The sequence below is a fragment of the Vibrio sp. MMG023 genome, assembly GCF_021654215.1.
GTDB lineage: Bacteria > Pseudomonadota > Gammaproteobacteria > Enterobacterales > Vibrionaceae > Vibrio > Vibrio jasicida.
On the sequence record NZ_JAKFZP010000003.1, the window covers coordinates 38220 to 62762 of the forward strand.

21 protein-coding genes are annotated in these 24543 nt (G+C 45.5%); 16 read left to right on the forward strand and 5 right to left on the reverse strand.

Going from position 1 to position 24543, the window contains the following annotated elements; genetic code table 11:
* The first annotated feature begins 337 nt into the window (after window positions 1–337).
* The 14 genes from flgB to L1076_RS09990 all read left to right on the forward strand — a co-directional run bounded on the left by flgB (window position 338) and on the right by L1076_RS09990 (window position 15753).
* Window positions 338–733 carry a flagellar basal body rod protein FlgB gene (flgB, locus tag L1076_RS09925; protein ID WP_038872877.1) on the forward strand — a complete coding sequence of 132 codons (396 nt, stop codon included), beginning with the start codon at window positions 338–340 and terminating at the stop codon, window positions 731–733.
* 5 nt (window positions 734–738) lie between these two features.
* On the forward strand, window positions 739–1152 hold the full coding sequence (gene flgC / locus L1076_RS09930; protein ID WP_038872880.1) for a flagellar basal body rod protein FlgC: 414 nt from the start codon (window positions 739–741) through the stop codon (window positions 1150–1152).
* A gap of 17 nt (window positions 1153–1169) precedes the next feature.
* Entirely contained in the window at window positions 1170–1880 is a 711-nt protein-coding gene (gene flgD / locus L1076_RS09935; protein WP_038872887.1) for a flagellar hook assembly protein FlgD, read from the forward strand.
* Between the two features lie 32 nt (window positions 1881–1912).
* Entirely contained in the window at window positions 1913–3226 is a 1314-nt protein-coding gene (flgE, locus tag L1076_RS09940; RefSeq protein ID WP_009705674.1) for a flagellar hook protein FlgE, read from the forward strand.
* Between the two features lie 308 nt (window positions 3227–3534).
* On the forward strand, window positions 3535–4284 hold the full coding sequence (locus tag L1076_RS09945; RefSeq protein ID WP_038879788.1) for a flagellar basal body rod protein FlgF: 750 nt from the start codon (window positions 3535–3537) through the stop codon (window positions 4282–4284).
* A gap of 18 nt (window positions 4285–4302) precedes the next feature.
* Entirely contained in the window at window positions 4303–5091 is a 789-nt protein-coding gene (flgG, locus tag L1076_RS09950; RefSeq protein ID WP_038872892.1) for a flagellar basal-body rod protein FlgG, read from the forward strand.
* Window positions 5092–5121: 30 nt separating this feature from the next.
* Window positions 5122–5901, forward strand: coding sequence for a flagellar basal body L-ring protein FlgH (gene flgH, locus L1076_RS09955; RefSeq protein ID WP_038872908.1), 780 nt, complete (start codon window positions 5122–5124; stop codon window positions 5899–5901).
* A gap of 44 nt (window positions 5902–5945) precedes the next feature.
* On the forward strand, window positions 5946–7037 hold the full coding sequence (locus tag L1076_RS09960; protein ID WP_038879784.1) for a flagellar basal body P-ring protein FlgI: 1092 nt from the start codon (window positions 5946–5948) through the stop codon (window positions 7035–7037).
* Between the two features lie 19 nt (window positions 7038–7056).
* Window positions 7057–7983, forward strand: coding sequence for a flagellar assembly peptidoglycan hydrolase FlgJ (flgJ, locus tag L1076_RS09965; RefSeq protein WP_038872895.1), 927 nt, complete (start codon window positions 7057–7059; stop codon window positions 7981–7983).
* Between the two features lie 165 nt (window positions 7984–8148).
* Window positions 8149–10062, forward strand: coding sequence for a flagellar hook-associated protein FlgK (gene flgK / locus L1076_RS09970; RefSeq protein ID WP_045395908.1), 1914 nt, complete (start codon window positions 8149–8151; stop codon window positions 10060–10062).
* Between the two features lie 12 nt (window positions 10063–10074).
* Window positions 10075–11265 carry a flagellar hook-associated protein FlgL gene (gene flgL, locus L1076_RS09975; protein ID WP_237303559.1) on the forward strand — a complete coding sequence of 397 codons (1191 nt, stop codon included), beginning with the start codon at window positions 10075–10077 and terminating at the stop codon, window positions 11263–11265.
* Window positions 11266–11709: 444 nt separating this feature from the next.
* Window positions 11710–12864, forward strand: a complete 1155-nt coding sequence (locus L1076_RS09980) for a flagellin (RefSeq protein WP_038872900.1) — start codon at window positions 11710–11712, stop codon at window positions 12862–12864.
* A 516-nt stretch (window positions 12865–13380) separates the two neighbouring features.
* Complete coding sequence (locus L1076_RS09985) at window positions 13381–14514, forward strand: flagellin (protein WP_045463848.1); 1134 nt, start codon at window positions 13381–13383, stop codon at window positions 14512–14514.
* A 114-nt stretch (window positions 14515–14628) separates the two neighbouring features.
* The gene (locus tag L1076_RS09990) at window positions 14629–15753 is read left to right on the forward strand and encodes a flagellin (RefSeq protein WP_045405105.1); all 1125 of its coding nucleotides are present in this window, start codon (window positions 14629–14631) and stop codon (window positions 15751–15753) included.
* A gap of 98 nt (window positions 15754–15851) precedes the next feature.
* Here L1076_RS09990 and crr read toward each other — a convergent pair whose 3' ends face one another.
* The 5 genes from crr to cysZ form a co-directional block, all read right to left on the reverse strand.
* Window positions 15852–16361 (reverse strand): PTS glucose transporter subunit IIA, encoded by a 510-nt coding sequence (gene crr, locus L1076_RS09995; protein ID WP_005425608.1) that lies wholly within the window; start codon window positions 16359–16361, stop codon window positions 15852–15854.
* Between the two features lie 105 nt (window positions 16362–16466).
* Window positions 16467–18191: a phosphoenolpyruvate-protein phosphotransferase PtsI gene (gene ptsI / locus L1076_RS10000; protein ID WP_042604265.1), complete on the reverse strand. Its 1725-nt coding sequence runs from the start codon at window positions 18189–18191 to the stop codon at window positions 16467–16469.
* 139 nt (window positions 18192–18330) lie between these two features.
* The gene (locus L1076_RS10005) at window positions 18331–18588 is read right to left on the reverse strand and encodes an HPr family phosphocarrier protein (RefSeq protein ID WP_005436894.1); all 258 of its coding nucleotides are present in this window, start codon (window positions 18586–18588) and stop codon (window positions 18331–18333) included.
* Window positions 18589–18886: 298 nt separating this feature from the next.
* Entirely contained in the window at window positions 18887–19855 is a 969-nt protein-coding gene (cysK, locus tag L1076_RS10010; RefSeq protein WP_038865751.1) for a cysteine synthase A, read from the reverse strand.
* Between the two features lie 164 nt (window positions 19856–20019).
* Entirely contained in the window at window positions 20020–20763 is a 744-nt protein-coding gene (cysZ, locus tag L1076_RS10015; RefSeq protein ID WP_237303560.1) for a sulfate transporter CysZ, read from the reverse strand.
* A 250-nt stretch (window positions 20764–21013) separates the two neighbouring features.
* Between cysZ and zipA the strand changes: the two genes are divergently transcribed.
* Window positions 21014–21949 (forward strand): cell division protein ZipA, encoded by a 936-nt coding sequence (gene zipA / locus L1076_RS10020; RefSeq protein ID WP_237303561.1) that lies wholly within the window; start codon window positions 21014–21016, stop codon window positions 21947–21949.
* A 90-nt stretch (window positions 21950–22039) separates the two neighbouring features.
* Window positions 22040–24052 (forward strand): NAD-dependent DNA ligase LigA, encoded by a 2013-nt coding sequence (gene ligA / locus L1076_RS10025; RefSeq protein WP_038865748.1) that lies wholly within the window; start codon window positions 22040–22042, stop codon window positions 24050–24052.
* The last annotated feature ends 491 nt before the right edge of the window (window positions 24053–24543 follow it).

Genomic DNA, 24543 nt, shown 5'->3' on the forward strand with positions numbered 1-24543 from the left:
TAAGCTAAAATAGCGGACTCTTTTTAAAACAATGAAGCCTGACCTTGTGTCAGGCTTTTCTTTTTGTTCCTTTCCATCCCACCATTTCCTTACTCTTTCTGCGTTTCTCCTCGCTAAAGATCTGGCCGTTTTTGCCTGCAATGCACCAAAGGGTGTATATTTTTTAGAGGGTCGAGTTGATTACTCGATTCTACATGACACTCCATCAATCACTTTGGCTTGCTTATTGCAATCCATTACGTCGGTAACAACAATGGCAAAACGGCATGTTCTATTTTTGGCACGCTAATTGCTTTTTAGTTATCAATAACGGTCAGTTCTTAATGTAGAGGCAAACATGGCTATATCTTTTGACAATGCACTAGGCATCCACCAATACACGGTGGGCGTACGTGAGCGCAACGCGGAGGTGATTTCCACCAACATCGCGCAAGCCAACACGCCTGGTTATAAATCAAGAGGTTTAGATTTTGCTAAGGAATTGCAGGCGGCAAGTTCTGGGGCAAGCATTGGTCTTAGCCGTACAGATGGTCGGCACATTCCTGCCACTACAACGTTGGTCGGGGACAAGCTATATCGTCTTCCTACACAACCTGATACGGGCGATGGCAATACGGTTGATTTGGATTTAGAGCGTAACTTGTTTATGCAAAACCAAATCAGACACCAGGCATCACTCGACTTTCTAGGCAGTAAATTCAAGAACTTAACCAAAGCAATCAAAGGGGAATAATTTAGATGAGCTTATTTAACGTTTTCAATGTGACAGGTTCCGCAATGAGCGCTGAGTCCGTTCGTCTGAATACTACCTCAAGCAACTTGGCGAACGCCGACAGTGTCAGCAGCTCTGCGAAAGACACTTACAAAGCGCGTCATGCTGTGTTTGGTGCGGAGTTAAGTAACGCCATGCGTGGCGGTGATACGGTGCCAGTGAAGGTGATGGGTATTGTAGAAAGCGATAAACCGCTTAGTGCGGAATACAACCCAGACCATCCTCTTGCAAACGATGAAGGCTACATCTACAAGCCTAACGTAAATGTAATGGAAGAAATGGCAAACATGATCTCGGCTTCTCGTGCATACCAAACCAATGTGCAAGTAGCGGATTCTAGTAAACAAATGCTGCTGCGTACGCTGCAGATGGGTCAATAAGGATAAGGGGGTAGCGTATGGCCGGAATTAACAACGTTGGTCAAAGCGGCTTGTCCTATATCGACCAGCTTAAAAGTCTACAAGAGAGCAACAAGAAGACGGAAGAGAGCACTGGTAAGCAAGACCTGAAACAGGAAGACTTCTTATCTTTGCTCACGAAGCAATTGTCGCAACAGGACCCTTTTAAGCCGGTAAGTAATGACCAGATGATTGCGCAAATGGCGTCATTTGCGACCGTAGATGGTATTGGCAAGATGAACTCTCAGTTCGAGAGCTTAAACTCGTCAATGACATCAAACCAAGCGTTACAAGCTTCCTCTTTGGTAGGTCGTGACGTATTGGTCCCAGGTGCGGCGGGTGTGAAGCAAGACAATGCTGCAATGGCGGCAATGGTTAAGCTGGCACAACCAATCGACAACCTGTTTGTTCGAGTGGAAAACGAAGCGGGCCAATTGGTGCGTACTTTTGAGGTAGGTGCGAAACCAGCCGGTGACACTCGTGTACTTTGGGACGGTAATGATGAAAACGGTAATCCATTGCCTGCTGGTAAATACAATGTGAAAGCGTCTGGCTTGGTAGAAGGGGAGTCGCAAGAGTTCCCGGTGTCTACTTATGCGAACGTGAACAGTGTATTGCTAGGCAAGGGTGACGGAAACGTATTACTCAATCTGGCTGGTTTTGAATCGCCAGTTCGACTTGCAGAAGTATTGGAAGTCGGCAAAGCGTAATTCGATAACAGGTCAGGTTAGGAGATTTTGGAATGTCATATGTATCTTTAAGCGGTTTGTCCTCCGCTCAACTGGATTTGAACACCACCAGTAACAACATTGCGAACGCCAACACGTACGGCTTTAAAGAGTCTCGTGCGGAATTCAGCGATGTGTACTCGAACTCTTTGTTTACCAACGCAAAAACCACTCCGGGTGGCGGTGCGCAAGCGAACCAAGTGGCGCAACAGTTCCACGAAGGTTCAAGCATTTACACCAATAACCCAATGGATTTACGTGTGTCGGGTACGGGCTTCTTCGCGGTAGCGAAAGATCGCCTTATCCCTCAACAAAATGAAATGACACGTAACGGTGCATTCCATTTGAACAAAGAAAACTACATGGTAACGGCGAACGATGAGTTCCTACTTGGTTACCAAGTAAACCCAGAGTCTGGTGAGGTATCGTCTTACGAGCCACAACCAATCAATATTCCTGCAGAGTTTGGTAAGCCAAAGCAAACAGCGAACATTGAAGTGGGTGTGAACTTACCGGCTAACGGTGATTTGAAAGATCCAACTCAGTTTGATTTCTCAGATCCAGATACATATAACCGTTCAACGTCTTCGACGATTTACGATTCAATGGGTCAGTCTTACAAGCTAACCACTTACTACTTGAAAGACCAAACTCAGCCGAACACGTGGCAAACTTACTACACAGTAACGGACAAGGGCGGTGAGAAGCCATTGAACGTTGCTAACGGTGATGCGGCAACACCAACGGGTCACGTTGGTCACACGATGAAGTTCAACAACGATGGTACGCTGGCAAGTTTGAACAACGGTCAGCCAATCACATCGGTAGCGTTGGGCGATCCTGCGACAAACACCAACCCAGTGGATTTAAACGGTGCCGATCCTGCGCAAACACTTAACTTTGGTTTAGGCTCAGCGACTCAGTTTGCTGCACCATTCGAGCTGACAAAGTTCGATGAAGATGGCGCAACAACGGGCTTCCTAACTAAAGTAGACTTCGATGAAAACGGCAGCGTATTGGGTACTTACTCAAACGGTGAAAACGTAACATTGGGTCGTGTGGCGCTAGTACGTGTTCCTAACGAGCAAGGTCTGGATAAGAAAGGCGGCACTCAGTGGGATTCAACACAGTTCTCTGGTGATAAAATCTGGGGCGAATCAAACAAAGGCTCTTTCGGTACTATCAACAACGGTATGCTGGAACAGTCAAACATTGATATGACTCAGGAGCTGGTGGATCTTATTTCTGCTCAGCGTAACTTCCAAGCGAACTCACGTGCGCTAGAAGTACATAACCAACTGCAACAAAATATCCTACAGATCCGCTAGTACACTAGCCTGATAATCTGTTTGATCAAGCGCTGCGAGCCACGGCCGTTATCGCTTGGTAACATCATGACATTCATCTGATGCCTAATCTGAATAAACCTCAATTCAGGTTGGGCATGCTTTGATCTCTTACTTGCCGCTGTTGCCGCTTTGTGGATCACAATCTTGCCTCTCATGCGACTTATTCCTTCATTATCCCCTTTTTAAATATCTCGTTTTATATTCAAGCTTTTGATTAATAACATTAATTTAATATTGGCATAACTCTTGCTTTTTACTCCTTGTACAGAGAATTTTTGGAGTAAATTATGGATCGCGCACTGTTTCTCGCAATGAGCGGCGCCAAGCAAAATATGCAGGCCCTGCAATTGCGTGCCAACAACTTGGCAAACGTAAGTACAACTGGCTTTCGTGCTGACTTAGCACAAGCACGTTCCATGCAAGCTTATGGTGAAGGTCTCCCTACACGCGTATTCAGCATGACAGAACGCCCAGGGCATAACTTTGCCCAAGGCAGTGTGATTACTACGGGTCGCGATCTTGATATTACGGTAGAGGGCAATGGTTGGATTTCCGTTATGGACCAAACCGGTAAAGAAGGTTTAACGCGTAACGGCAACCTAAAAGTTGATCAAAATGGCTTGCTAACTAACGCGAGCGGTCATGTGATTTTGGGCGAAAACGACGCGCCAATCACCTTGCCAATCCCAGTATCCAAAATCGAAATCGGTCGTGACGGCACCATCTCTGTACTGCCTCAAGGTGCGCCGGCTGAAGAATTAGAAGTGGTTGATCGTATCAAGCTTGTGCGCACGGACGATCAAAACTTGTTTAAAGATACCAATGGCTTATTCCGCCATAAAACTCCAAACCAGCCTTACGAAGCAGACGGCTCTATCAGCATCCAAACTGGTGCAATTGAAGGTAGTAACGTGAATGCCGTAGGTGAAATGACCGCTCTGATTGACCTTCAACGTCAGTTTGAAATGCAGGTCAAAATGATGAGCACCGCTGAAGAGATGGACAAATCTTCAGATTCATTGCTTCGTATGAGTTAACAGAGTTAGAGGTTCACAATGCATCCAGCACTATGGGTAAGTAAAACGGGTCTAGACGCCCAACAAACCAACATTGCAACGATTTCGAACAACTTGGCGAACGCCTCAACCGTTGGCTACAAGAAGAGCCGTGCGGTATTCGAAGATTTGTTCTACCAAAACATTAACCAACCAGGCGGTCAGTCTTCTCAAAATACGGAACTTCCAAGTGGTTTGATGCTGGGTGCTGGTTCTAAAGTGGTCGCAACTCAAAAAGTGCACACGCACGGTAACGCACAAACCACAACCAACGCATTGGATATGATGGTAGAAGGTGATGGCTTTTTCCAAGTGACACTACCAGACGGCAACATCGGTTACACCCGCAACGGTCAGTTCACCCTTGATGGTGAAGGGACATTGGTGACTTCTGGCTCTGGTTACGCCGTTGAACCTGAGATTGTGATTCCTGAAGATGCGATTTCTATTACAGTCGGCACAGACGGTGAAGTATCGGTACGTATCCGTGGTGAGCAAAACAACGTGGTTGTTGGCCAGTTAACCATCACTGATTTCGTGAACCCTGGTGGTTTAGAACCAATTGGTCAAAACCTTTACCTACCAACGGGCGCAAGTGGTGATCCACAAGAAGGTGTTCCTGGTCTTGATGGCTTAGGCGAGATTCGTCAATCCATGCTTGAAGCGTCCAACGTGAACGTGACTGAAGAGTTGGTCAACATGATCGAAGCGCAGCGTGTTTATGAAATGAACTCAAAAGTAATCTCATCCGTCGATAAGATGATGAGCTTCGTTAACCAGCAATTGTAATCGCTCGGATTAGGAATTAAGGGGCCAATGATGAAACGTATTTCTCTACTTGCACTTATCGCTACGATGTCTGGTTGTACGATGCTAGAACCGATCGAAACTGACGAAGTGAGCCAAGCGACAACCGTGGTAGATGCGGTTGAAGGCGATAAGTCGAAAGATGAGAGCAGCGGCATCATTGATACTCTGCGCGGCAGAAGCGATCCTGTGGCGGGCGATCCGGCATGGGCACCTATTCATCCTAAGCAAAAACCTGAGCACTACGCAGCAGCGACGGGCTCGTTGTTTAGCGCAGAACACATTACTGACCTATACGATGACTCTAAACCTCGCGGAATCGGCGACATCATTACCGTAACACTCGACGAAACGACTCGTGCGACTAAGAGTGCCAATGCCGATCTATCAAAAACTAACGATGCGAAAATGGAACCGTTGTCTGTTGGTGGTCAAGAGTTGCAAGTGGGCGGCAAGTACAACTTCTCGTACGATTTGAACAACACGAATACTTTTGCTGGTGACTCATCAGCGAAACAGAGTAACAGCATCAGCGGTTACATCACGGTAGAAGTCATTGAGGTGCTGGCAAACGGCAACCTCGTGATTCGTGGGGAGAAGTGGATGACGCTAAATACGGGTGATGAGTACATTCGCCTAAGCGGTACTATTCGTCCTGATGATATTACTTTTGACAACACTATTGCGTCAAACCGCGTATCAAACGCAAGAATCCAATATTCAGGGACCGGTTTACCACAAGATATGCAAGAGCCGGGCTTCTTGGCACGATTCTTTAATGTTGCCTTATAAGACGCCGCATTGACGGCAATTTGACTGCAAGAGATTAAGTAAGCATGAAAAGAATCCTATTAGCACTGTTGAGCGTTGCGCTGTTTGCAACCACAGCCCAAGCTGCGCGTATTAAAGACGTAGCACAAGTGGCTGGTGTGCGTAGTAACCAACTTGTCGGTTATGGCTTGGTTTCAGGCTTACCAGGTACGGGCGAATCGAACCCGTTTACTGAGCAAAGCTTCGCGGCAATGCTGCAAAACTTCGGCATTCAAATGCCGCCAGGCACTAAGCCGAAAATCAAAAACGTTGCCGCGGTAATGGTGACGGCTGAATTGCCTCCATTTTCAAAGCCGGGACAACAAGTCGATGTCACTGTGTCCTCTATCGGTAGTGCGAAAAGCCTGCGTGGTGGTACGTTATTACAAACGTTCCTAAAAGGTTTGGACGGTGAAGTATACGCAGTCGCGCAAGGCAATTTAGTCGTGAGTGGCTTTAGTGCGGAAGGTGCAGACGGTTCTAAGATTGTGGGTAATAACCCAACGGTCGGTCTTATTTCTAGTGGTGCCATGGTAGAGCGTGAAATCCCAAACCCATTTGGTCGTGGCGATTACATTACCTTTAACCTTCTGGATTCTGACTTTACCACTGCGCAGCGCATGGCAGATGCCGTGAATAACTTCCTTGGTCCCCAAATGGCCAGTGCTGTTGACGCGACTTCTGTTCGTGTTCGAGCACCACGTGATGTAAGCCAACGTGTGGCTTTCTTATCAGCTATCGAGAACCTAGAGTTCGATCCGGCTGATGGTGCGGCGAAAATCATTGTAAATTCTCGTACCGGCACCATTGTTGTCGGGAAACACGTTCGCCTTAAACCTGCGGCAGTGACGCACGGTGGCATGACGGTAGCAATCAAAGAAAACCTCAATGTGAGCCAACCAAATGGCTTCTCTGGTGGGCAAACGGTGGTTGTGCCGGACTCAGATATCGAAGTGAACGAAGAAAAAGGCAAGATGTTCAAGTTCGAACCGGGCTTAACGCTGGATGATCTTGTTCGTGCAGTCAATGAAGTGGGTGCTGCTCCTTCTGACTTGATGGCGATTCTGCAAGCGTTGAAACAAGCTGGTGCCATTGAAGGCCAGTTAATCATCATCTAATCGATTAGGAGAAAAAACCATGGTGAACAATCCTAACGATATTGGCTTTATTCATGACATCAGCTCCCTTGATACGCTTCGTCAAAAAGCGGTGAAAGAAGGCAAAGATGGCGAGCATGAAGCACTGCAAGCAGCGGCTCGTCAGTTTGAATCTATCTTTACTTCGATGATGCTGAAATCGATGCGTGAAGCCAACGAAGGCTTTGAATCGAATTTCATGAATAGCCAAAACGAAAAGTTCTACCGTCAAATGCTGGATGAGCAGATGGCGAGTAACTTGAGTGCATCGGGCTCGATGGGCCTTGCTGACATGATTGTGAAGCAACTAACCGTTGGTCAAGGTGATGATAAGAGTGAAACAGCCATGCGCGATGCGGCAAATAATGCAGTGGAATATCGTCGTGTGGATCCAAAGAAAGCACGTGAAATCGAGCAACGTTTAATTGAATCTGGCCAGTTGTCGCGTCCGGGCTCTCAGCCATCACGTTTTGATACGCCAGAATCTTTTGTTAACTCGATGAAGCCTTACGCCGACCGAGCAGCAAAAGCCTTGGGTGTGGAGCCTTCATTATTACTTGCTCAAGCCGCGCTAGAAACGGGCTGGGGGCAAAAGGTGGTTCAGAATGCGCGTGGTAGCAGTAACAATCTGTTCAACATCAAAGCTGACCGAAGCTGGCAAGGCGACAAGGTAACAACGCAAACACTGGAATTCCATGATAATACACCAGTGAAAGAGACGGCGGCGTTCCGCTCTTATTCGAACTACCAAGACAGTTTTAACGATTATGTACGATTCTTAAACGAGAACCCTCGCTACGAAACGGCACTTCAGCAAGGCGGTGATTCCGAGTCCTTTATTCGTGGTATTCACAGTGCAGGCTACGCCACCGACCCGAATTACGCAGACAAAGTACTGCAAGTGAAGCAGAAAATTGAAAGTATGTAATTCATATCGCTTTTGAATGCTAAATCTTCATTTGATAGGGCTTGCCATGGTGCAAGCCTTTCTTTTTTCCTAGGTTATTTCCTTTTAATAAACTGGCACACCTTTTGCTAAAAGTTCAGTAGGTGATCGGTTCATTCCGGTTTTATTTCGTTTTTGGGGGCATGTATGGCGTCAGATCTGTTGAATGTAGGTACACAAAGTGTGCTTACTGCTCAGCGACAGTTGAATACAACTGGTCATAACATTTCTAATGCGAATACAGAAGGTTACAGTCGTCAGTCTGTTATCCAAGGCACCAACGATCCTCGCCAATTTGGTGGTTCTACCTATGGCATGGGCGTGCATGTGGAAAATGTTCGCCGCTCTTGGGATCAGTTTGCCGTCAAAGAGCTTAATCTTTCTACGACCAACTACGCTGCCAAGCTTGATGACGAAAAAAATCTCGACTTACTTTCGAGTATGTTGTCGTCGGTCGCGTCAAAGAAGATCCCTGAGAACCTTAATGAATGGTTTGATGCGGTGAAAACCATGGCAGACACCCCAAATGACATGGGCGCACGTAAGGTGGTGTTAGAAAAAGCTAAGCTGCTCAGCGATACCTTAAACGAATTTCACGAAACCGTTCGCCAGCAATCGGATGTGACCAACAAATCGCTCGATATGGGCATTGAACGTGTGAACCAACTTGCTGTTGAGATCCGCGATGTCCACCGTTTGATGATGCGAACTCCTGGTCCTCATAACGACTTGATGGACCAACACGAAAAGCTGATTAAAGAACTTTCTGAGTACACCAAAGTGACGGTCACGCCACGTAAAAACTCAGAAGGTTTCAACGTGCACATTGGCAACGGGCATACCTTGGTCTCAGGTACTGAAGCCAGCCAATTAAAGATGATTGATGGCTCACCTGATGTACATCAACGCCGTCTTGCTATGGTGGAAGGTGGCGGTATTAAAGCCATTAAGTCGGACGACATCGACGGAAAAATCGGTGCGATGTTGAAAATGCGCGACGAACATATTCCTCAAGTGATGGATGAGTTGGGTCGATTAGCGACCGCATTCTCAAGTGAAATTAACCACTTGCAATCACAAGGCTTAGATCACAACGGAAATGTTGGTGACCCGTTGTTTACTGATGTTAACTCAGAGCGCTTGGCGAAATCCCGTGTGGTCGCCGGCCCTCAATCAACCGCAGATATGGCGGTGTACATCAATGACATTAGTGCATTAAAGGGTGGGGAGTATTCACTGCGTTACGACGGTGACAGCTATGCGGTGACCAAACCAAACGGTGAAACCGTCAAACTGAATACTGATGCTGGCAATGCAATATACATTGACGGCATGCGTGTCGAAGTGCGCAATGAGCCCAAAGTGGGTGAGCATGTGCTGCTTCGACCAACCCGTAGTAGTGCAGCACAAATGAAAGTCGAAACCACTGATCCAAAAGCAATTGCCGCACAAAGCTATGAGGCATCGACAACCTTTGCCCAAGGTAACGCAAAATTCGAAATTATCGATGCGGGCGACCTACGTGAATTTGAAGTGGTGGTCTCACCTACGGGCGATCAATTTGCCGTTACCGATACCAAAGGCAATGTGATTATGCCTCCGCAACCGTATCCGCCTACAGGGCCTGTTTCAGTGTCTTTGCCTAGTAATCACCCGAGTTACAAAAATGGCGGAGCAACGGTATTCGAGCTTAGCTCTGGTGCGCTGGCGAATGACAAGTTTACCGCTAACCTAGTCCCTTCTGAGGGGGATAACGGTAACTTGCGTAAGATGCAGAACATTCAAACTGACAAAAAGATGAACGGCAATGAATCGACGATTCTGAGTTTGTATTACAACTTGAATACGGACGTGGGGCTTAAGACTTCAACTGCAACGCGTTTGTCAGACGTCGCTCAACTAGAAAGTGAAGCGGCACAAGAGCGTGTGGCGTCGATTTCGGGGGTAAATCTCGATGAAGAAGCGGCAAACATGATGAAGTTCCAACAGGCGTATATGGCCTCTTCTCGTGTGATGCAGGCAGCCAATGACACCTTCAACACCATCTTGCAGTTGCGATAAAGGAGGCCCTAGATGTTAACGAGAATTTCTAGCTTCCATAACTACCAGTCAGTGCAGAATGACCTGCGCCGTCAGGAAAACAAGGTACACCATAATCAGGAGCAACTTGCTTCTGGTAAGCAGTTGACCAAGCCGAGTGATGATCCACTTGCGACACACTATATTCAGAGCATTGGCCAGCAAGAAGAGCAGCTAAAGCAATATCTTGATGCCATTGTTCTGGTTCGTAATCGACTAGAAAACCAAGAAGTGGTGATTGCAAACGCTGAGCAATTCACTGATGAATCGAAACGCATTTCGATGGAAATGATCAACGGTGCGTTTTCTCCGGAAGACCGCGCAGCGAAGAAGCGTGAGTTGGAAGAAATTGCGAATAACTTCTTGGCGCTTGTGAATACACAAGATGAGTCTGGTAACTATGTGTTTGCGGGAACGAAACCAAAAACACAGCCATTTTTCCGCGATTCTGATGGCAGTGTCGTGTACACCGGTGACGATTACCAGCGCAAGATGAAGATCGCCAGCAATATGGAGCTGGGCATTAATTATCCAGGGAATCAACTGTTCTCGGAGATACCTAATCCGTTTGGCGATTTTGAGCCGCAGTATGACTTGAAGGAAGGTTCTGAGCTCTTACTTGGTCAAGCGACCAATGCATCATCAGACAATGCCAACTACAAAGTCACGTTTGTCGACATTAGCAACGGCAAGTTTGGTTACCAGTTGGAAAAAGACGGCAGTATTGTTCAAGTGGATGACTATTCACCGGTCGACGGGATTCAATACGAAGGCGTCAATATTCAGCTTAAAGGGCAGGTGACGGCAGGAGATAGCATTGCGCTTGAACCCCGTGAAACCTTTAGCGTTTTTGACGCGTTTCGGGAAACTATGTCTTGGTCAGACAGTTCAGTGTCGGATGCGTCAGCAACGGCAAAGCTTCACCAGATGACAGAAGAATTTCAAGCGGCCTTCGTTCACATGAACAAAGTCAGAACCGACTTGGGTGCTAAGTTGAGTACGCTCGATATTCAAGAGCAAAACCACGAAGATTTTAATTTGTCTCTGGCGAAAGCGAAGAGCAACTTTGAGGATTTGGATTATTCCAAAGCAGTGATTGAGTTCAGTGAGAACTCACGTGCGCTGCAAGCCTCACAGCAGGCTTTTGGTAAAACAAAAGACCTGACACTGTTTAACTACATCTAGGATGTTCACAGATTTCAACCTGTTGTGATTGTGCTTTATTTTGATGCCTTATGTGCCAAGCCTTAAGCGCGATAAATAGAGCAGAACAAACATGACTGTCGAGCAGATGCGGCACGATTTTACCGAAAGCGGCAATGCGTAAAGTGGCAATGGTAGCGGCAACAGAAAAACAGTGAACCGATAGCAATACATGATGACCTTGCGTGGAATGAAAGCGCAGGAAAATAGAACTAACTTGTTGTTTATTTGTTCGTTTCTAAAAGAGTAAATAATGGTTAATAAGTTGGCACACAAATTGTATTGATGTTGGCAGAACAGACTTACGAGATTCTAAACCCTGCCTTATGGGCAGATTTAGCAAGTAATTTTTACGGTCAGTGCTTATCCAAATGAGAGTAAAGCTGGCCGCTTCGCAAAAGCTTGCGAACTCAAAAGGAGAGCAAAATGGCTGTAACAGTTAGTACTAACGTTTCCGCGATGACCGCGCAGCGTTATTTAAACAAGGCGAGCAACGAGCTAAACACCTCGATGGAACGCCTGTCATCAGGACATAAGATTAACAGTGCAAAAGACGATGCCGCAGGTCTACAGATCTCTAACCGTCTAACTGCACAGTCTCGTGGTCTTGATGTAGCAATGCGCAACGCAAACGATGGTATCTCGATTGCCCAAACAGCAGAAGGCGCGATGAATGAAGCGACGTCAGTGATGCAACGTATGCGTGACTTGGCGATTCAATCTTCAAACGGTACTAACTCTCCAGCAGAGCGTCAGGCGATCAACGAAGAATCATCAGCATTGACTGACGAGCTTAACCGTATCGCAGAAACAACCTCATTTGGTGGTCGTCGCCTATTGAACGGTTCGTTCGGTGAAGCGGCATTCCAAATCGGTTCAAGCTCTGGTGAAGCAATGATCATGGCGCTAACGAGCATCCGCGCGGATGACCAGCGTATGGGCGGTGTGACTTTCTTCTCTGAGAACGGTAAAGACAAAGACTGGGGTGTCGACCCGGCTAAAGCGGACCTAAAAATCACGCTTCCTGGCATGGGTGAAGACGAGGATGGCAACCCAGATGATCTAGAGATCAATATCAACGCAAAAACAGGCGACGATATTGAAGAGTTGGCAACGTACATCAACGGCCAATCTGATATGATCAATGCATCGGTAAGCGAAGACGGCAAGCTACAAGTGTTTGTTGCTCACCCGAATGTTCAAGGCGATATTTCAATCTCTGGTGGTCTAGCGTCTGATCTTGGTTTGACAGAAGATGCAGTGCGTACTTCAGTGCAAGACATCGACATGACAACTGTACAAGGTTCTCAGAACGCGATTTCTGTACTGGACTCAGCGCTTAAGTACGTGGATTCACAACGTGCTGACCTTGGTGCGAAACAAAACCGTCTGAGCCACAGCATCAACAACTTGGCGAACATCCAAGAGAACGTTGACGCATCGAACAGCCGAATTAAAGATACGGACTTTGCGAAAGAAACCACGCAAATGACCAAAGCTCAAATATTGCAACAAGCAGGTACTTCGATTCTTGCTCAAGCAAAACAGTTGCCAAACTCTGCGATGTCACTATTGCAGTAGTTTACCTTGCCTGTGTTCAATACATTCAGACGTGGATGGGAATGCAGGCTTGTGGCAAGCAACTTTATAATAGAATGTGCGGCTCTCTCATCTCTCACCTGCCAATCATTTTCAATGTAAGGTTGCACCCGGTGTGCCGGTTATGTGTTCATTTCTCTTGATCTCCACATAGGCTCTGGCTACCAACCTAGCCCCAGTTCTCTCAAAGGAAAAGGGGCTTTTTCTTTTCTATCTCCTAAATAAAACCTTCTTCACCTTCATCTAACTCACTGCTTTTTAATGGCTTTTGATTATTCTTTGCTCAATTTAGAACGCTCGGCTTAAGCTGCAGAAACTTGAGGACTTTTTTCTATTTTTCTTCAATTTTTCTAGTCAAATCTCGCAAATTCATTTTTTTTGATTTTTTCCTAAAGCTTCTGAAATCCGAGTCGTTAATAGAAGTAACTTTGAGAGAACTACTTGGTTTTCCGAGACGTCGGAAACCGCTACATCGGAAAATCAATTGGAGAAATCACCATGGCAGTGAATGTAAACACAAACGTATCAGCGATGACCGCTCAGCGTTACCTAAACAACGCAAACTCAGCACAACAAACTTCTATGGAGCGTTTGTCTTCAGGTTTCAAAATCAACAGCGCGAAAGACGACGCTGCGGGTCTTCAAATCTCGAACCGCTTGAACGTACAAAGCCGTGGCCTGGATGTGGCTGTTCGTAACGCGAACGACGGTATCTCTATTGCACAAACTGCTGAAGGTGCAATGAACGAGACAACTAACATCCTGCAACGTATGCGTGACCTATCTCTTCAATCTGCGAACGGTTCTAACTCAAAATCTGAGCGTGTTGCGATTCAAGAAGAAGTAACAGCACTAAACGACGAACTAAACCGTATCGCTGAAACGACATCTTTCGGTGGTAACCGCCTACTTAACGGTACTTACGGCACTCAGTCTTTCCAAATCGGTGCGGACAACGGTGAAGCAGTAATGCTTAACCTAAAAGACATGCGCTCAGACAACCAAATGATGGGCGGCGTGAGCTACCAAGCTGACAACGGCAAAGACAAAAACTGGAACGTTGCTGCTGATAAATCAGACATGAAAATCAGCCTAACGGACAGCTTTGGTCAAGAACAAGAAATCAACATCAGCGCGAAAGCGGGTGACGATATCGAAGAGCTTGCAACTTACATCAACGGTCAAACAGACCTAGTAAAAGCGTCAGTAGACCAAGACGGTAAGCTGCAAGTGTTTGCGGGCAACAATAAAGTGGAAGGCGACGTTGAATTCTCTGGCGGCCTATCTGGTGAGCTAGGTCTAAACGACGGTAAGAAAGTAACGGTTGATACTATCGACGTAACATCAGTAGGTGGTGCACAAGAGTCTGTAGCTATCATTGATGCAGCATTGAAATACGTAGACAGCCACCGTGCAGAGCTAGGTGCTTTCCAAAACCGTTTCAACCACGCAATCAGCAACTTGGATAACATCAACGAGAACGTGAACGCGTCGAAGAGCCGTATCAAAGATACCGACTTCGCGAAAGAAACGACTCAAATGACCAAGTCACAAATTCTATCGCAAGCGTCAAGCTCAATTCTTGCGCAAGCGAAACAAGCGCCAAACTCAGCGCTAAGCCTACTAGGTTAATCAACCTAATACGACGCGATACAAAAGCCAGGCTCACCCCTGGCTTTTTGTTTATTCAAATCACGCATTAGGTACACCGAATAGGACAGCTGACAAGGAGTTCGTATCGATTAGATGGTCTCTTTAAATACCAATGTCACTGCGATGATGACGCAGCGACACCTCAGTCATGCGGCTGAGCAAAACATAGAGTCACAGCGAAATCTCACTTCAGGTTATCGGATTAACTCAGCCAGTGATGATGCTGCTGGTTTGCAAATTTCCAATACTCTTAATGTCCAAACAAGAGGGCTTGATGTTGCCTTAAGAAATGCGCACGACGCGTATTCGGTGGCACAAACTGCGGAAGGGGCTTTGCATGAGAGTAGTGATATATTGCAACGCTTACGTTCTCTGGGGCTTCAAGCTGCGAACGGCAGTAATGATTCAAGTGATCGGCAAAGTATTCAATACGAGGTCGTAGCGCTGCAAGATGAGCTTGATCGTGTCGCGATCACGACGACATTTGCAGATAAGAACCTATTTGATGGATCTTATGGTTCTCAAAGCTTTCATATCGGCGCGAATGCCAACTCAATCTCTTTGACGCTGAAAAATATGCGCAGCCATATCCCAGAGATGGGCGGCCAACATTATATTGGTGATGCCGTTGATAAAGATTGGCGAGTTACGAGTGACAATCAAAGCATATCATTTGAATATCTTGATAAAGAAGGGCGACACCAGACGGAATCTATCGAATTCAAATTGGGTGACCGCGTTGAACAAGTAGCGACTTATATCAATGCTCAGCAATCGATAGTAAGTGCCTCGGTAACAGAAAACCATGAACTGCAATTCTTTGCTTCAACCTTGAATGCACCAGAAGGTGTAGAGCTGAAGGGGCGTTTAGCGAATGGGCTTGATGTAAGTTCCGGTGAGCTCGTTACTATGGATGATATCGATATGTCGACAGTTGGTGGGGCACAGCTTTCGATTGGGGTGATTGATGCCGCTATTAAGTATGTTGATTCACACAGAAGTGAAATCGGTGGCTTTCAAAACCGTGTCAGTGGCACTATGGATAACCTGAATACGGTGAACCGTAGTGTGACGGAATCCAAAGGACGGATACGAGATACGGACTTTGCTCGTGAGTCGACGGAGATGGTGCGTTCGAAAGTACTGCAAGATGCAACAACTGCATTGTTGGCTCAGGCGAAGCAGAAACCAAGCTCGGCACTTGGGTTGCTTAGTTAAACCAGTTTTAGCGATGAAAGTTGTTTGGAAACAAAAGCTTCAGGTAATAAAAAACGCTGCCAATGGCAGCGTTTTTTTCGTGTTAGGCTAAGTAAAAATTACTTAGTTACACGTAGAACTGGAGTTTCACCAACAGTTACAGAACCAGAAAGCTTGTTCAGCTCTTTGATTTCGTCCATGTTAGAGATAACAACTGGAGTTAGCGTTGATTTCGCTTTCTCTTCTAGAAGAGCAAGATCGAATTCAATTACAGTGTCGCCAGCTTTAACAGTTTGACCTTCTTCAGCGATGCGCTTGAAGCCTTCGCCTTTTAGTTCAACAGTATCGATACCGAAGTGAACGAAAAGCTCAACACCGTCGTCAGACTCGATAGAGAATGCGTGGTTTGTTTCGAAGATCTTACCGATAGTACCGTTTACAGGAGCTACCATTTTGTTACCAGCAGGTTTGATAGCAATACCGTCACCAACGATTTTCTCAGCGAAAACAACATCTGGCACATCTTCGATGTTCACGATCTCACCAGAAAGTGGTGCGATGATTTCGATTGCACCTGCGTCAGCGCTGTCGTCAGATACTAGCTTCTTAAGTTTGTCAAACAGACCCATTGTGTCATGCTCCTAACGTTTTATTTAATTCTGTCGAATTATAGTATACCAATCTTACGAGATAGACGACTTTTTTTAACCGCCTATCCCATTGGAATTAGTTGATTATTGAGTTTTCTCTGCAATGAACTTTTCTACAACAGCTTCGATTTCCGCTGCTGTTGGTAGAGAAAGTGCTTCTTCAGCCATTGCTTTCACTTCTGCGAAGTTAGAGTTACGGATAACTTTCTTCACTTTAGGGATAGAGATGCCACTCATAGAGAACTCGTCTAGACCCATACCTAGAAGTAGAAGTGTTGCACGTTCATCACCTGCAAGCTCACCACACATACCAGTCCATTTACCTTCAGCGTGAGAAGCGTCGATAACTTGCTTAATCACAGTAAGTACCGCTGGTGATAGTGGGTTGTAAAGATGAGAAATCATCTCGTTACCACGGTCAACCGCTAGTGTGTACTGAGTTAGGTCGTTTGTACCGATAGAGAAGAAAGATACTTCCTTCGCTAGGTGGTGCGCGATAGCTGCTGCAGCTGGAGTCTCAACCATTACACCGATTTCGATGCTTTCGTCGAATGCATGACCTTCCGCACGAAGTTCCGCTTTGTACTCTTCGATTGCTTTCTTAAGCTCACGGATTTCTTCAACAGAGATGATCATTGGGAACATGATACGTAGCTTGCCGTGTGCAGATGCACGTAGGATACCGCGTAGCTGGTCACGTAGGATTTCACGACGATCCAAGCTGATACGTACTGCACGCCAGCCTAGGAACGGGTTCATCTCTTTTGGTAGATCCATGTATGGAAGATCTTTGTCGCCGCCGATGTCCATAGTACGGATGATCACAGACTCACCGTTCATTGCTTCCGCAACTTCTTTGTAAGCTTGGTATTGCTCTTCTTCAGTTGGAAGTGCATCACGGTCCATGAACAGGAATTCAGTACGGTACAGACCAACGCCTTCACCACCGTTACGGATGATACCGTCACAGTCTTTAACTGTACCGATGTTACCGCAAACTTCTACGCGGTGACCGTCAGTTGTTTCTGCGTGTAGATCTTTTAGCTTCGCTAGTTCTTCTTTCTCAGCGATGAATGCCGCTTTAACTGCTTTCGCGTCTTCTAGTTCAGCTTCAGATGGGTTGATAACGACCTTGTTGTTCATCGCATCAAGAATCAGCATGTCGCCGTTCTTAACTTGCTTAGTGATGTCGTTAGTACCAACGATCGCTGGAAGTTCTAGTGAACGAGCCATGATTGAAGTGTGAGAAGTACGACCGCCGATGTCACAAGCAAAACCAAGAACGTAGTCTAGGTTGATTTGTGCCGTTTCAGATGGCGTTAGGTCGTAAGCCACTAGGATAACTTCTTCATTGATGTCGCTTAGCGAAACAATGTTGATGCCTAGAGCGTTCTTAACGAAACGAGAACCGATGTCACGGATATCAGTTGCACGTTCTTTCAGGTATTCGTCGTCTAGTGACTCAAGAGCACATGCTTGCTCTTCGATAACTGAATGAATAGCGTGGTCCGCAGACATTTTGTCGTTTTTGATAAGTGCTAGGATTTCTTCTTCTAGCTCTTCGTCTTCAAGAAGCATGATGTGACCTTCAAAGATCGCTTCTTTTTCTTCGCCAAACGTTTCAAGCGCTTTTTGCTTGATAGTTTCTAGTTGAGCAGAAGATTTGTTACGAGCGTCAAAGAAACGTGCAACTTCTGCTTCTACTTGATCATCAGAAATAGTGTTTGTGTTTAGGACAATTTCATCTTCTTGAAGTAGTAGTGCTTTACCGATTGCAATACCAGGAGATGCTAGGATGCCTGAAATCATAGCCTTACCTTAAGTTGGTCAACTTTATAAAACGGGAGAATAATGGGTGCGCTAACGAATAGTATTAGCTTAGTTTTGAGCCTATTTCCAACGAAGCCATTTTGCTTTCACAAAATGGCTTCTGAAATAGGAGACCGAATTAGTGTAGTTGGTCCATTAGAGCAACTAGGTGGTCTACTGCTTGCTGAGCTTGTGGGCCTTCAGCAGAGATAGTTACTAGAGTACCTTTTACTAGGCCTAGTGTTTGCAGCTTGAATAGGCTCTTAGCGCTAGCGCTTTTACCGTTAGAAGTCACAGTGATGTCCGCGTCGAATGCTTTAGCTTCTTTAACGAACTGTGCAGCTGGACGAGTGTGAAGACCGTTTTCTGCTGTGATTTCTACTTGCTTCTCGTACATGTGATATACCCCAATAAATGTATTTTTTTGTTAGTTTGTGACTGAGTTTTAGCTTAACTGCTTTACTTCTTGTGCGCTAGCACGGGAGAGTTCAAAGCGTGTCAGAACTGATACTAGTCAAAAGTTTGGTAATTACGCAACTGTTTGCGTGCACAATTACTTAGAAAACTTTTTGGTTTAGATTCTTTATTTTGAACCTAAAAATAAAACACCCTGATATTACCAAAGGTGGGGCAGGGATCAACAAAAAAGCCCCTGACCGGGGCTTTTTTAAACGAAAAATTGATTTGACCACATATTACTGTTGGTTCTCTTTCTCAGTAAAGATACCGGCAAATAGTGCTGTACTTAGGTAGCGTTCACCTGAGCTTGGAAGTACAGTTACAATTGTTTTTCCTTCAAATTCAGGAAGTTCCGCAAGGCGGTTTGCTGCCACTACTGCTGCACCCGATGAGATGCCAGCCAGAATGCCTTCCTCTTCCATAAGGCGCTGAGCCATCTCAATTGCCTCTTCAGAAGTCACTTGCTCAACACGGTCCAAAAGCTCTAAATCTAGGTTGCCTGGGATGAAACCAGCGCCAATACCTTGGATTTTGTGTGGTGCTGGTTGGATTTCTTCACCTGCTAGTGCTTGTGCGATAACCGGTGATTCTGCTGGCTCAACAGCGACAGAAGTGATTGCTTTGCCTTTTTCACCTTTGATGTAACGGCTTGTACCAGTGATAGTACCGCCCGTACCAACACCTGCTACGAATACGTCGATTTCACCGTCTGTTGCTTCCCAAATTTCAGGACCCGTTGTCTTCTCATGAATCTCTGGGTTTGCAGGGTTGTTGAACTGTTGCAGAAGCAGGTATTTGTCTGGGTTGCTTGCTACGATTTCTTCGGCTTTCGCAATCGCACCTTTCATGCCTTTTGCTGCTTCAGTTAGCTCCAGATTTGCACCGAGTGCTTTTAGCAGTTTACGACGCTCAAGACTCATTGACTCTGGCATCGTTAGCGTTAGCTTGTAACCGCGAGCGGCCGCTACGAATGCAAGCGCAACACCTGTGTTACCACTGGTCGGCTCTACTAGCTCAACACCAGGTTTAAGCGTGCCTGCTTTTTCCGCTTCCCAAATCATGTTGGCACCAATACGGCACTTAACGCTGAAGCTTGGGTTACGTGCTTCGATTTTCGCCAAAACTTTACCTTTGCTCACTTTATTCAAGCGAACAAGAGGCGTATTACCAATAGTAAGAGAGTTGTCTTCGTAGATCTTGCTCATAGTGATGTTCCTTCATTACACGATTTGTGAATATGACTAGAAGAATATGCGGTATGAAAAAAAGGGAAAAGGATTAAAAAGTTATATCTTATGAGGTTGGTCGAGAATTGAACAAAATAACAGAGGAGGCTTATTCGGCCTCCTCTGATTGATTCAAAACTGCGCTATTGCTGGTGTTTAAACTCAGCTACCCACATTGCAGTTGCACCACATACAGCAACAGGCATAACAATGAGGTTGAGAATTGGAATGGTGGTAAATACGGAAACCAAAACACCAAACCCATAAGCTTTACCTTGCTTTTGTTTCAATTCGTAACGCATGTCATTGAACGGCACTTTGTGGTTATCAAATGGATAGTCGCAGTATTGGATCGCCAACATCCAGGCTGTGAAGAAGAACCATAAGAAAGGTCCAACCGTTTGACCCAGAGCAGGAATCAACAACAACAGGAATAAACCAATCGCTTTTGGCAATACATACAGCAGTTTTCGCCATTCACGAGCCATAACACGAGGTACATCTTTGACCAATGCTGCAAACCCATCGTCATTGACTTTCTGACCAGTCAGCGACTCTTCTACTTTTTCAGCAAGCAATCCGTTGAATGGTGCGGCGATAAAGTTCGCTAAGGTGCTGAAAAAATATGAAAAGGTGGCGAGAATCGTTAGGACGAGAATTGGCCACAAGAGGTAAGTCAACCAAGACAGAAACTCAGGGAGTTGCCCAATCCAGCCTTCAATCCAAGCGTCTAAGTGAGAGAAAAGATAGAAGATAGCACCACCAACTAGCAATATATTCGCCAGCAGAGGGAGAACGACAAAACGTCTGATCTCTGGAGAGAGCGCCAATTGAATTCCGTATAGGAAATAACCAAAACCGGTTCTTTGTTGAATGTTCGACTTCATATCTATTTTATTTCTTGTGAGTGAAAACTCATTGTACCTGTCGATACTTTTCTTTCAATGCCCTAACAAATGAGGTCTTGTAAAGTGGAATCGTGGCAAGAATCACAACAAAAAACGGAACTTCTTGCATTAAGTTGTTCTAAACCTGCATATAGTTTTGGTAAAGTAAACGCATCATTCAGATTTATTGCACTTGGGTTACTGCTCAAGGATGTGCGAGTAGTAAGAACAGGTAGATTGAGAGTAAATAATGCAGGAATTGCGATTCGTACTCATTGTTGTTGGCGCATTAGCCATCGCCGCATTGCTTTTTCATGGCCTATGGACAAGCAAAAAAGAAGGCAAAGCGAAGTTTGGTAACAAACCACTTGGTAAGTTGGATGTTGACCAAGAAGAAAAAGAACCTCAAGAACAAGAGCGAGATTTTGCTCCTGCTCCAGAAGATGATTTCGAGATTATCCGTAAAGATCGCAAAGAGCCAGACTTTGGGATGGAAACCTCGTTTGACAACAAGTTCGCCTCAGACCCTCTGATTGATGATGTTCTTGATGTAAAAGAGAAAGAGCATAAAGAAGAACCTGAGATCCCTGCTTTTGTTGCAACTAAAGCGGAACAAGAGCCTGAGCCAGAAATTGTTGAGCCTGTTCAAGCGACGTTCGAAGAAGAGATTATCGAGCCAGTGTTCGAAGCACCTGAAGTTGTCGAACCAGAAATCGATGTTGCACCAGTTGTTGTAGAGCAACCTGAAGAGCCAAAACCAGAACCTGAAATGCAAGTCATTGTGTTGAACGTTCACTGCGCTGGCGATGAGCCGTTCATCGGTACTAAGTTGTTCGATAGCATGCAGCAAAATGGATTGATTTACGGTGAGATGAATATCTTCCATCGTCATGTTGATTTGTCTGGTAACGGTAAAGTGCTCTTTAGTGTCGCCAACATGATGCAACCGGGCACATTAGAACATGGTGACCCTGCTGAATTCTCTACCAAAGGTATCTCGTTCTTTATGACATTACCTTGCTACGGTGAAGCAGATCAAAACTTCAACCTAATGCTGCGTATTGCACAACAAATTGCAGACGATATGGGTGGTAATGTCCTTGATGACCAACGAAACCTAATGACGCCGGACCGATTGGCATCTTATCGTCGTCAAATAGTTGAGTTTACTGCCGCTAGCGCATAATCTTAACACCAAATAAAGAGAGGGCTCCGTTAGGAGCCCTTTTTCATAGAATTCTCAACCTCATTTATTGAATACACACGGGGCTTTAATATGTCTGAACCAGTACTTCAGCGACTAGAAGAACTCAAAGAATCGTTGCATTACCACGCTGTTCGTTACTACGTGGAAGATAACCCTGAGATTCCAGATGCAGAATACGATCGTATGATGCGCGAGCTTATGGATATTGAAGCCGAACACCCAGATCTTGTTACAGTGGATTCTCCAAGCCAGCGTGTAGGTGGTCAGCCGTTATCTGAGTTCAGCCAAGTGACGCACGAAGTTCCAATGCTGTCTTTAGACAATGCTTTCGACGATGGTGAACTGGATAGTTTTCATAAGCGCGCTCAAGATCGTGTTCCTGACCAAACTATCAAGCAGTATTGCTGTGAACCTAAGTTAGATGGATTAGCTGTAAGCTTGCTGTACGAGAACGGTGTACTTGTACAAGCAGCAACGCGTGGTGATGGTGCGACAGGTGAAAATATTACTGAAAACGTACGTACTATCAGCGCGATTCCACTTAAGTTGCAAGGCAAAGACTGGCCTGCTCGTCTTGAAGTTCGTGGCGAAGTATTCATGCCGAAAGCAGGTTTTGACAAACTTAACGAGACTGCTCGCAAAAAAGGCGAGAAAGTGTTTGTGAACCCACGCAATGCAGCTGCGGGAAGCCTGCGTCAATTAGATTCGCGCATTACTGCTTCACGGCCATTGAGCTTCTACGCGTACAGTGTTGGTGTTGTGGAAGGCGCAACGTTAGCATCAAGCCATTACGAGCGATTCCTTCAAATCAAATCTTGGGGTTTGCCAATGTGCCCTGAAACCAAGCGAGTCGATAGCTTGGAAGAAGTGAAAGCCTACTATCAAGATATTCTGACTCGTCGTGAAGCATTAGCTTATGAAATCGACGGTGTCGTAATAAAAGCTGATGACATTGCTATTCAAGAGCGATTGGGCTTTGTTGCTCGAGCACCTCGTTGGGCTATCGCATACAAATTTCCGGCTCAGGAAGAAATTACAACGTTAAACGAAGTCGAGTTCCAAGTGGGTCGTACCGGTGCGATTACTCCAGTAGCGAAGCTTGAGCCTGTCTTCGTTGGTGGTGTAACCGTCAGTAATGCAACCCTACACAATGCAGACGAAATTGAACGTTTAGAGGTAATGGTTGGTGATGAAGTTGTGATTCGTCGTGCTGGTGATGTTATCCCACAAGTTGTTTCGGTGATCAAAGAGCGTCGTCCTGAAACTGCGCGAGAAATTATTTTCCCTGAAGCGTGTCCTGTATGTGGCTCTCATGTTGAACGTATTGAAGGGGAAGCGGTAACACGTTGTACTGGTGGATTAGTGTGCCAAGCACAACGTAAAGAAGCACTAAAACATTTTGTTTCTCGTAAAGCCCTTGATGTTGATGGTCTTGGCGACAAAGTGATTGAACAGCTCGTTGACCGAGAAATGGTTGAGACACCAGCAGATCTGTTTAAGTTGTCGGCCGGAGTGTTGACAGTCCTAGAGCGCATGGGCCCTAAATCGGCAACCAACGTAGTTAATGCTCTTGAGAAATCAAAATTGACAACATTACCGCGTTTCTTGTACTCGCTAGGTATTCGTGAGGTAGGGGAGGCGACGGCTGCCAACCTAGCGCAACACTTCAGGTCACTGGATTTGATTCAGGCAGCGACAGAAGAACAGTTAATTGAAGTTCAAGATATTGGCGTTATTGTTGCCAAACACATCACGACCTTCTTTGGTGAAGAGAAAAACCAGGTTGTTGTACAGGATTTGTTGAATCAAGGTATTAATTGGCCTGAGATTGCCGCTCCGCAACAAGGTGTTGAGTTGCCGTTAGAAGGCAAAGTTGTTGTATTGACGGGCACGCTTTCACAGCTGGGACGTTCTGAAGCGAAAGAAGCGCTGCAGAATCTAGGTGCAAAAGTGACGGGTAGCGTTTCAAAGAAAACCGATATTCTTTTTGCTGGAGAGAATGCTGGCTCTAAGCTAGCGAAAGCTCAAGAGTTGGGTGTTGAGGTTAAAACCGAACAAGACTTGCTCAATTTGATGAAATAACTCCCATCAAAAAAGATAAAAAATAACTAAAAGCCCTAAATGACAGTCATTTGGGGCTTTTTCTTGCCAATTAAAAAGTGACAAAATTAGCGCTATTTTCCTATTGAAATCATTTCAGTGATCAAGATCTCTCCTTTAATTTTTCCTCGTATCTAGCAGTAACTCTGCGATCAACTTCAAATTGACGTTTCCGTATTGGCCATAAGTTATTGATAAATAGCATCTTTGTGTCGCTCTGTAGTTTGGGTGTTAAAAATAAGATCTGGATCAACAAGTTATATGGAACTTTGGCGTTGGTCATATTTTTTTAGAAAAAAAATAAGTTCCGTTTGGATGTTTTTAGATGCGAAGTTAGTCTTAGAAGCGTGGATACACGGTGTGTATGCAGGAACTAAAAAGAACCAATTTAGAAATATTGAGGTTCACTCAGGAATTTACTTCTCTCCTTCGGCGGCCAACTTAAGGTGAGATAGAAAAATACAGCTATATCC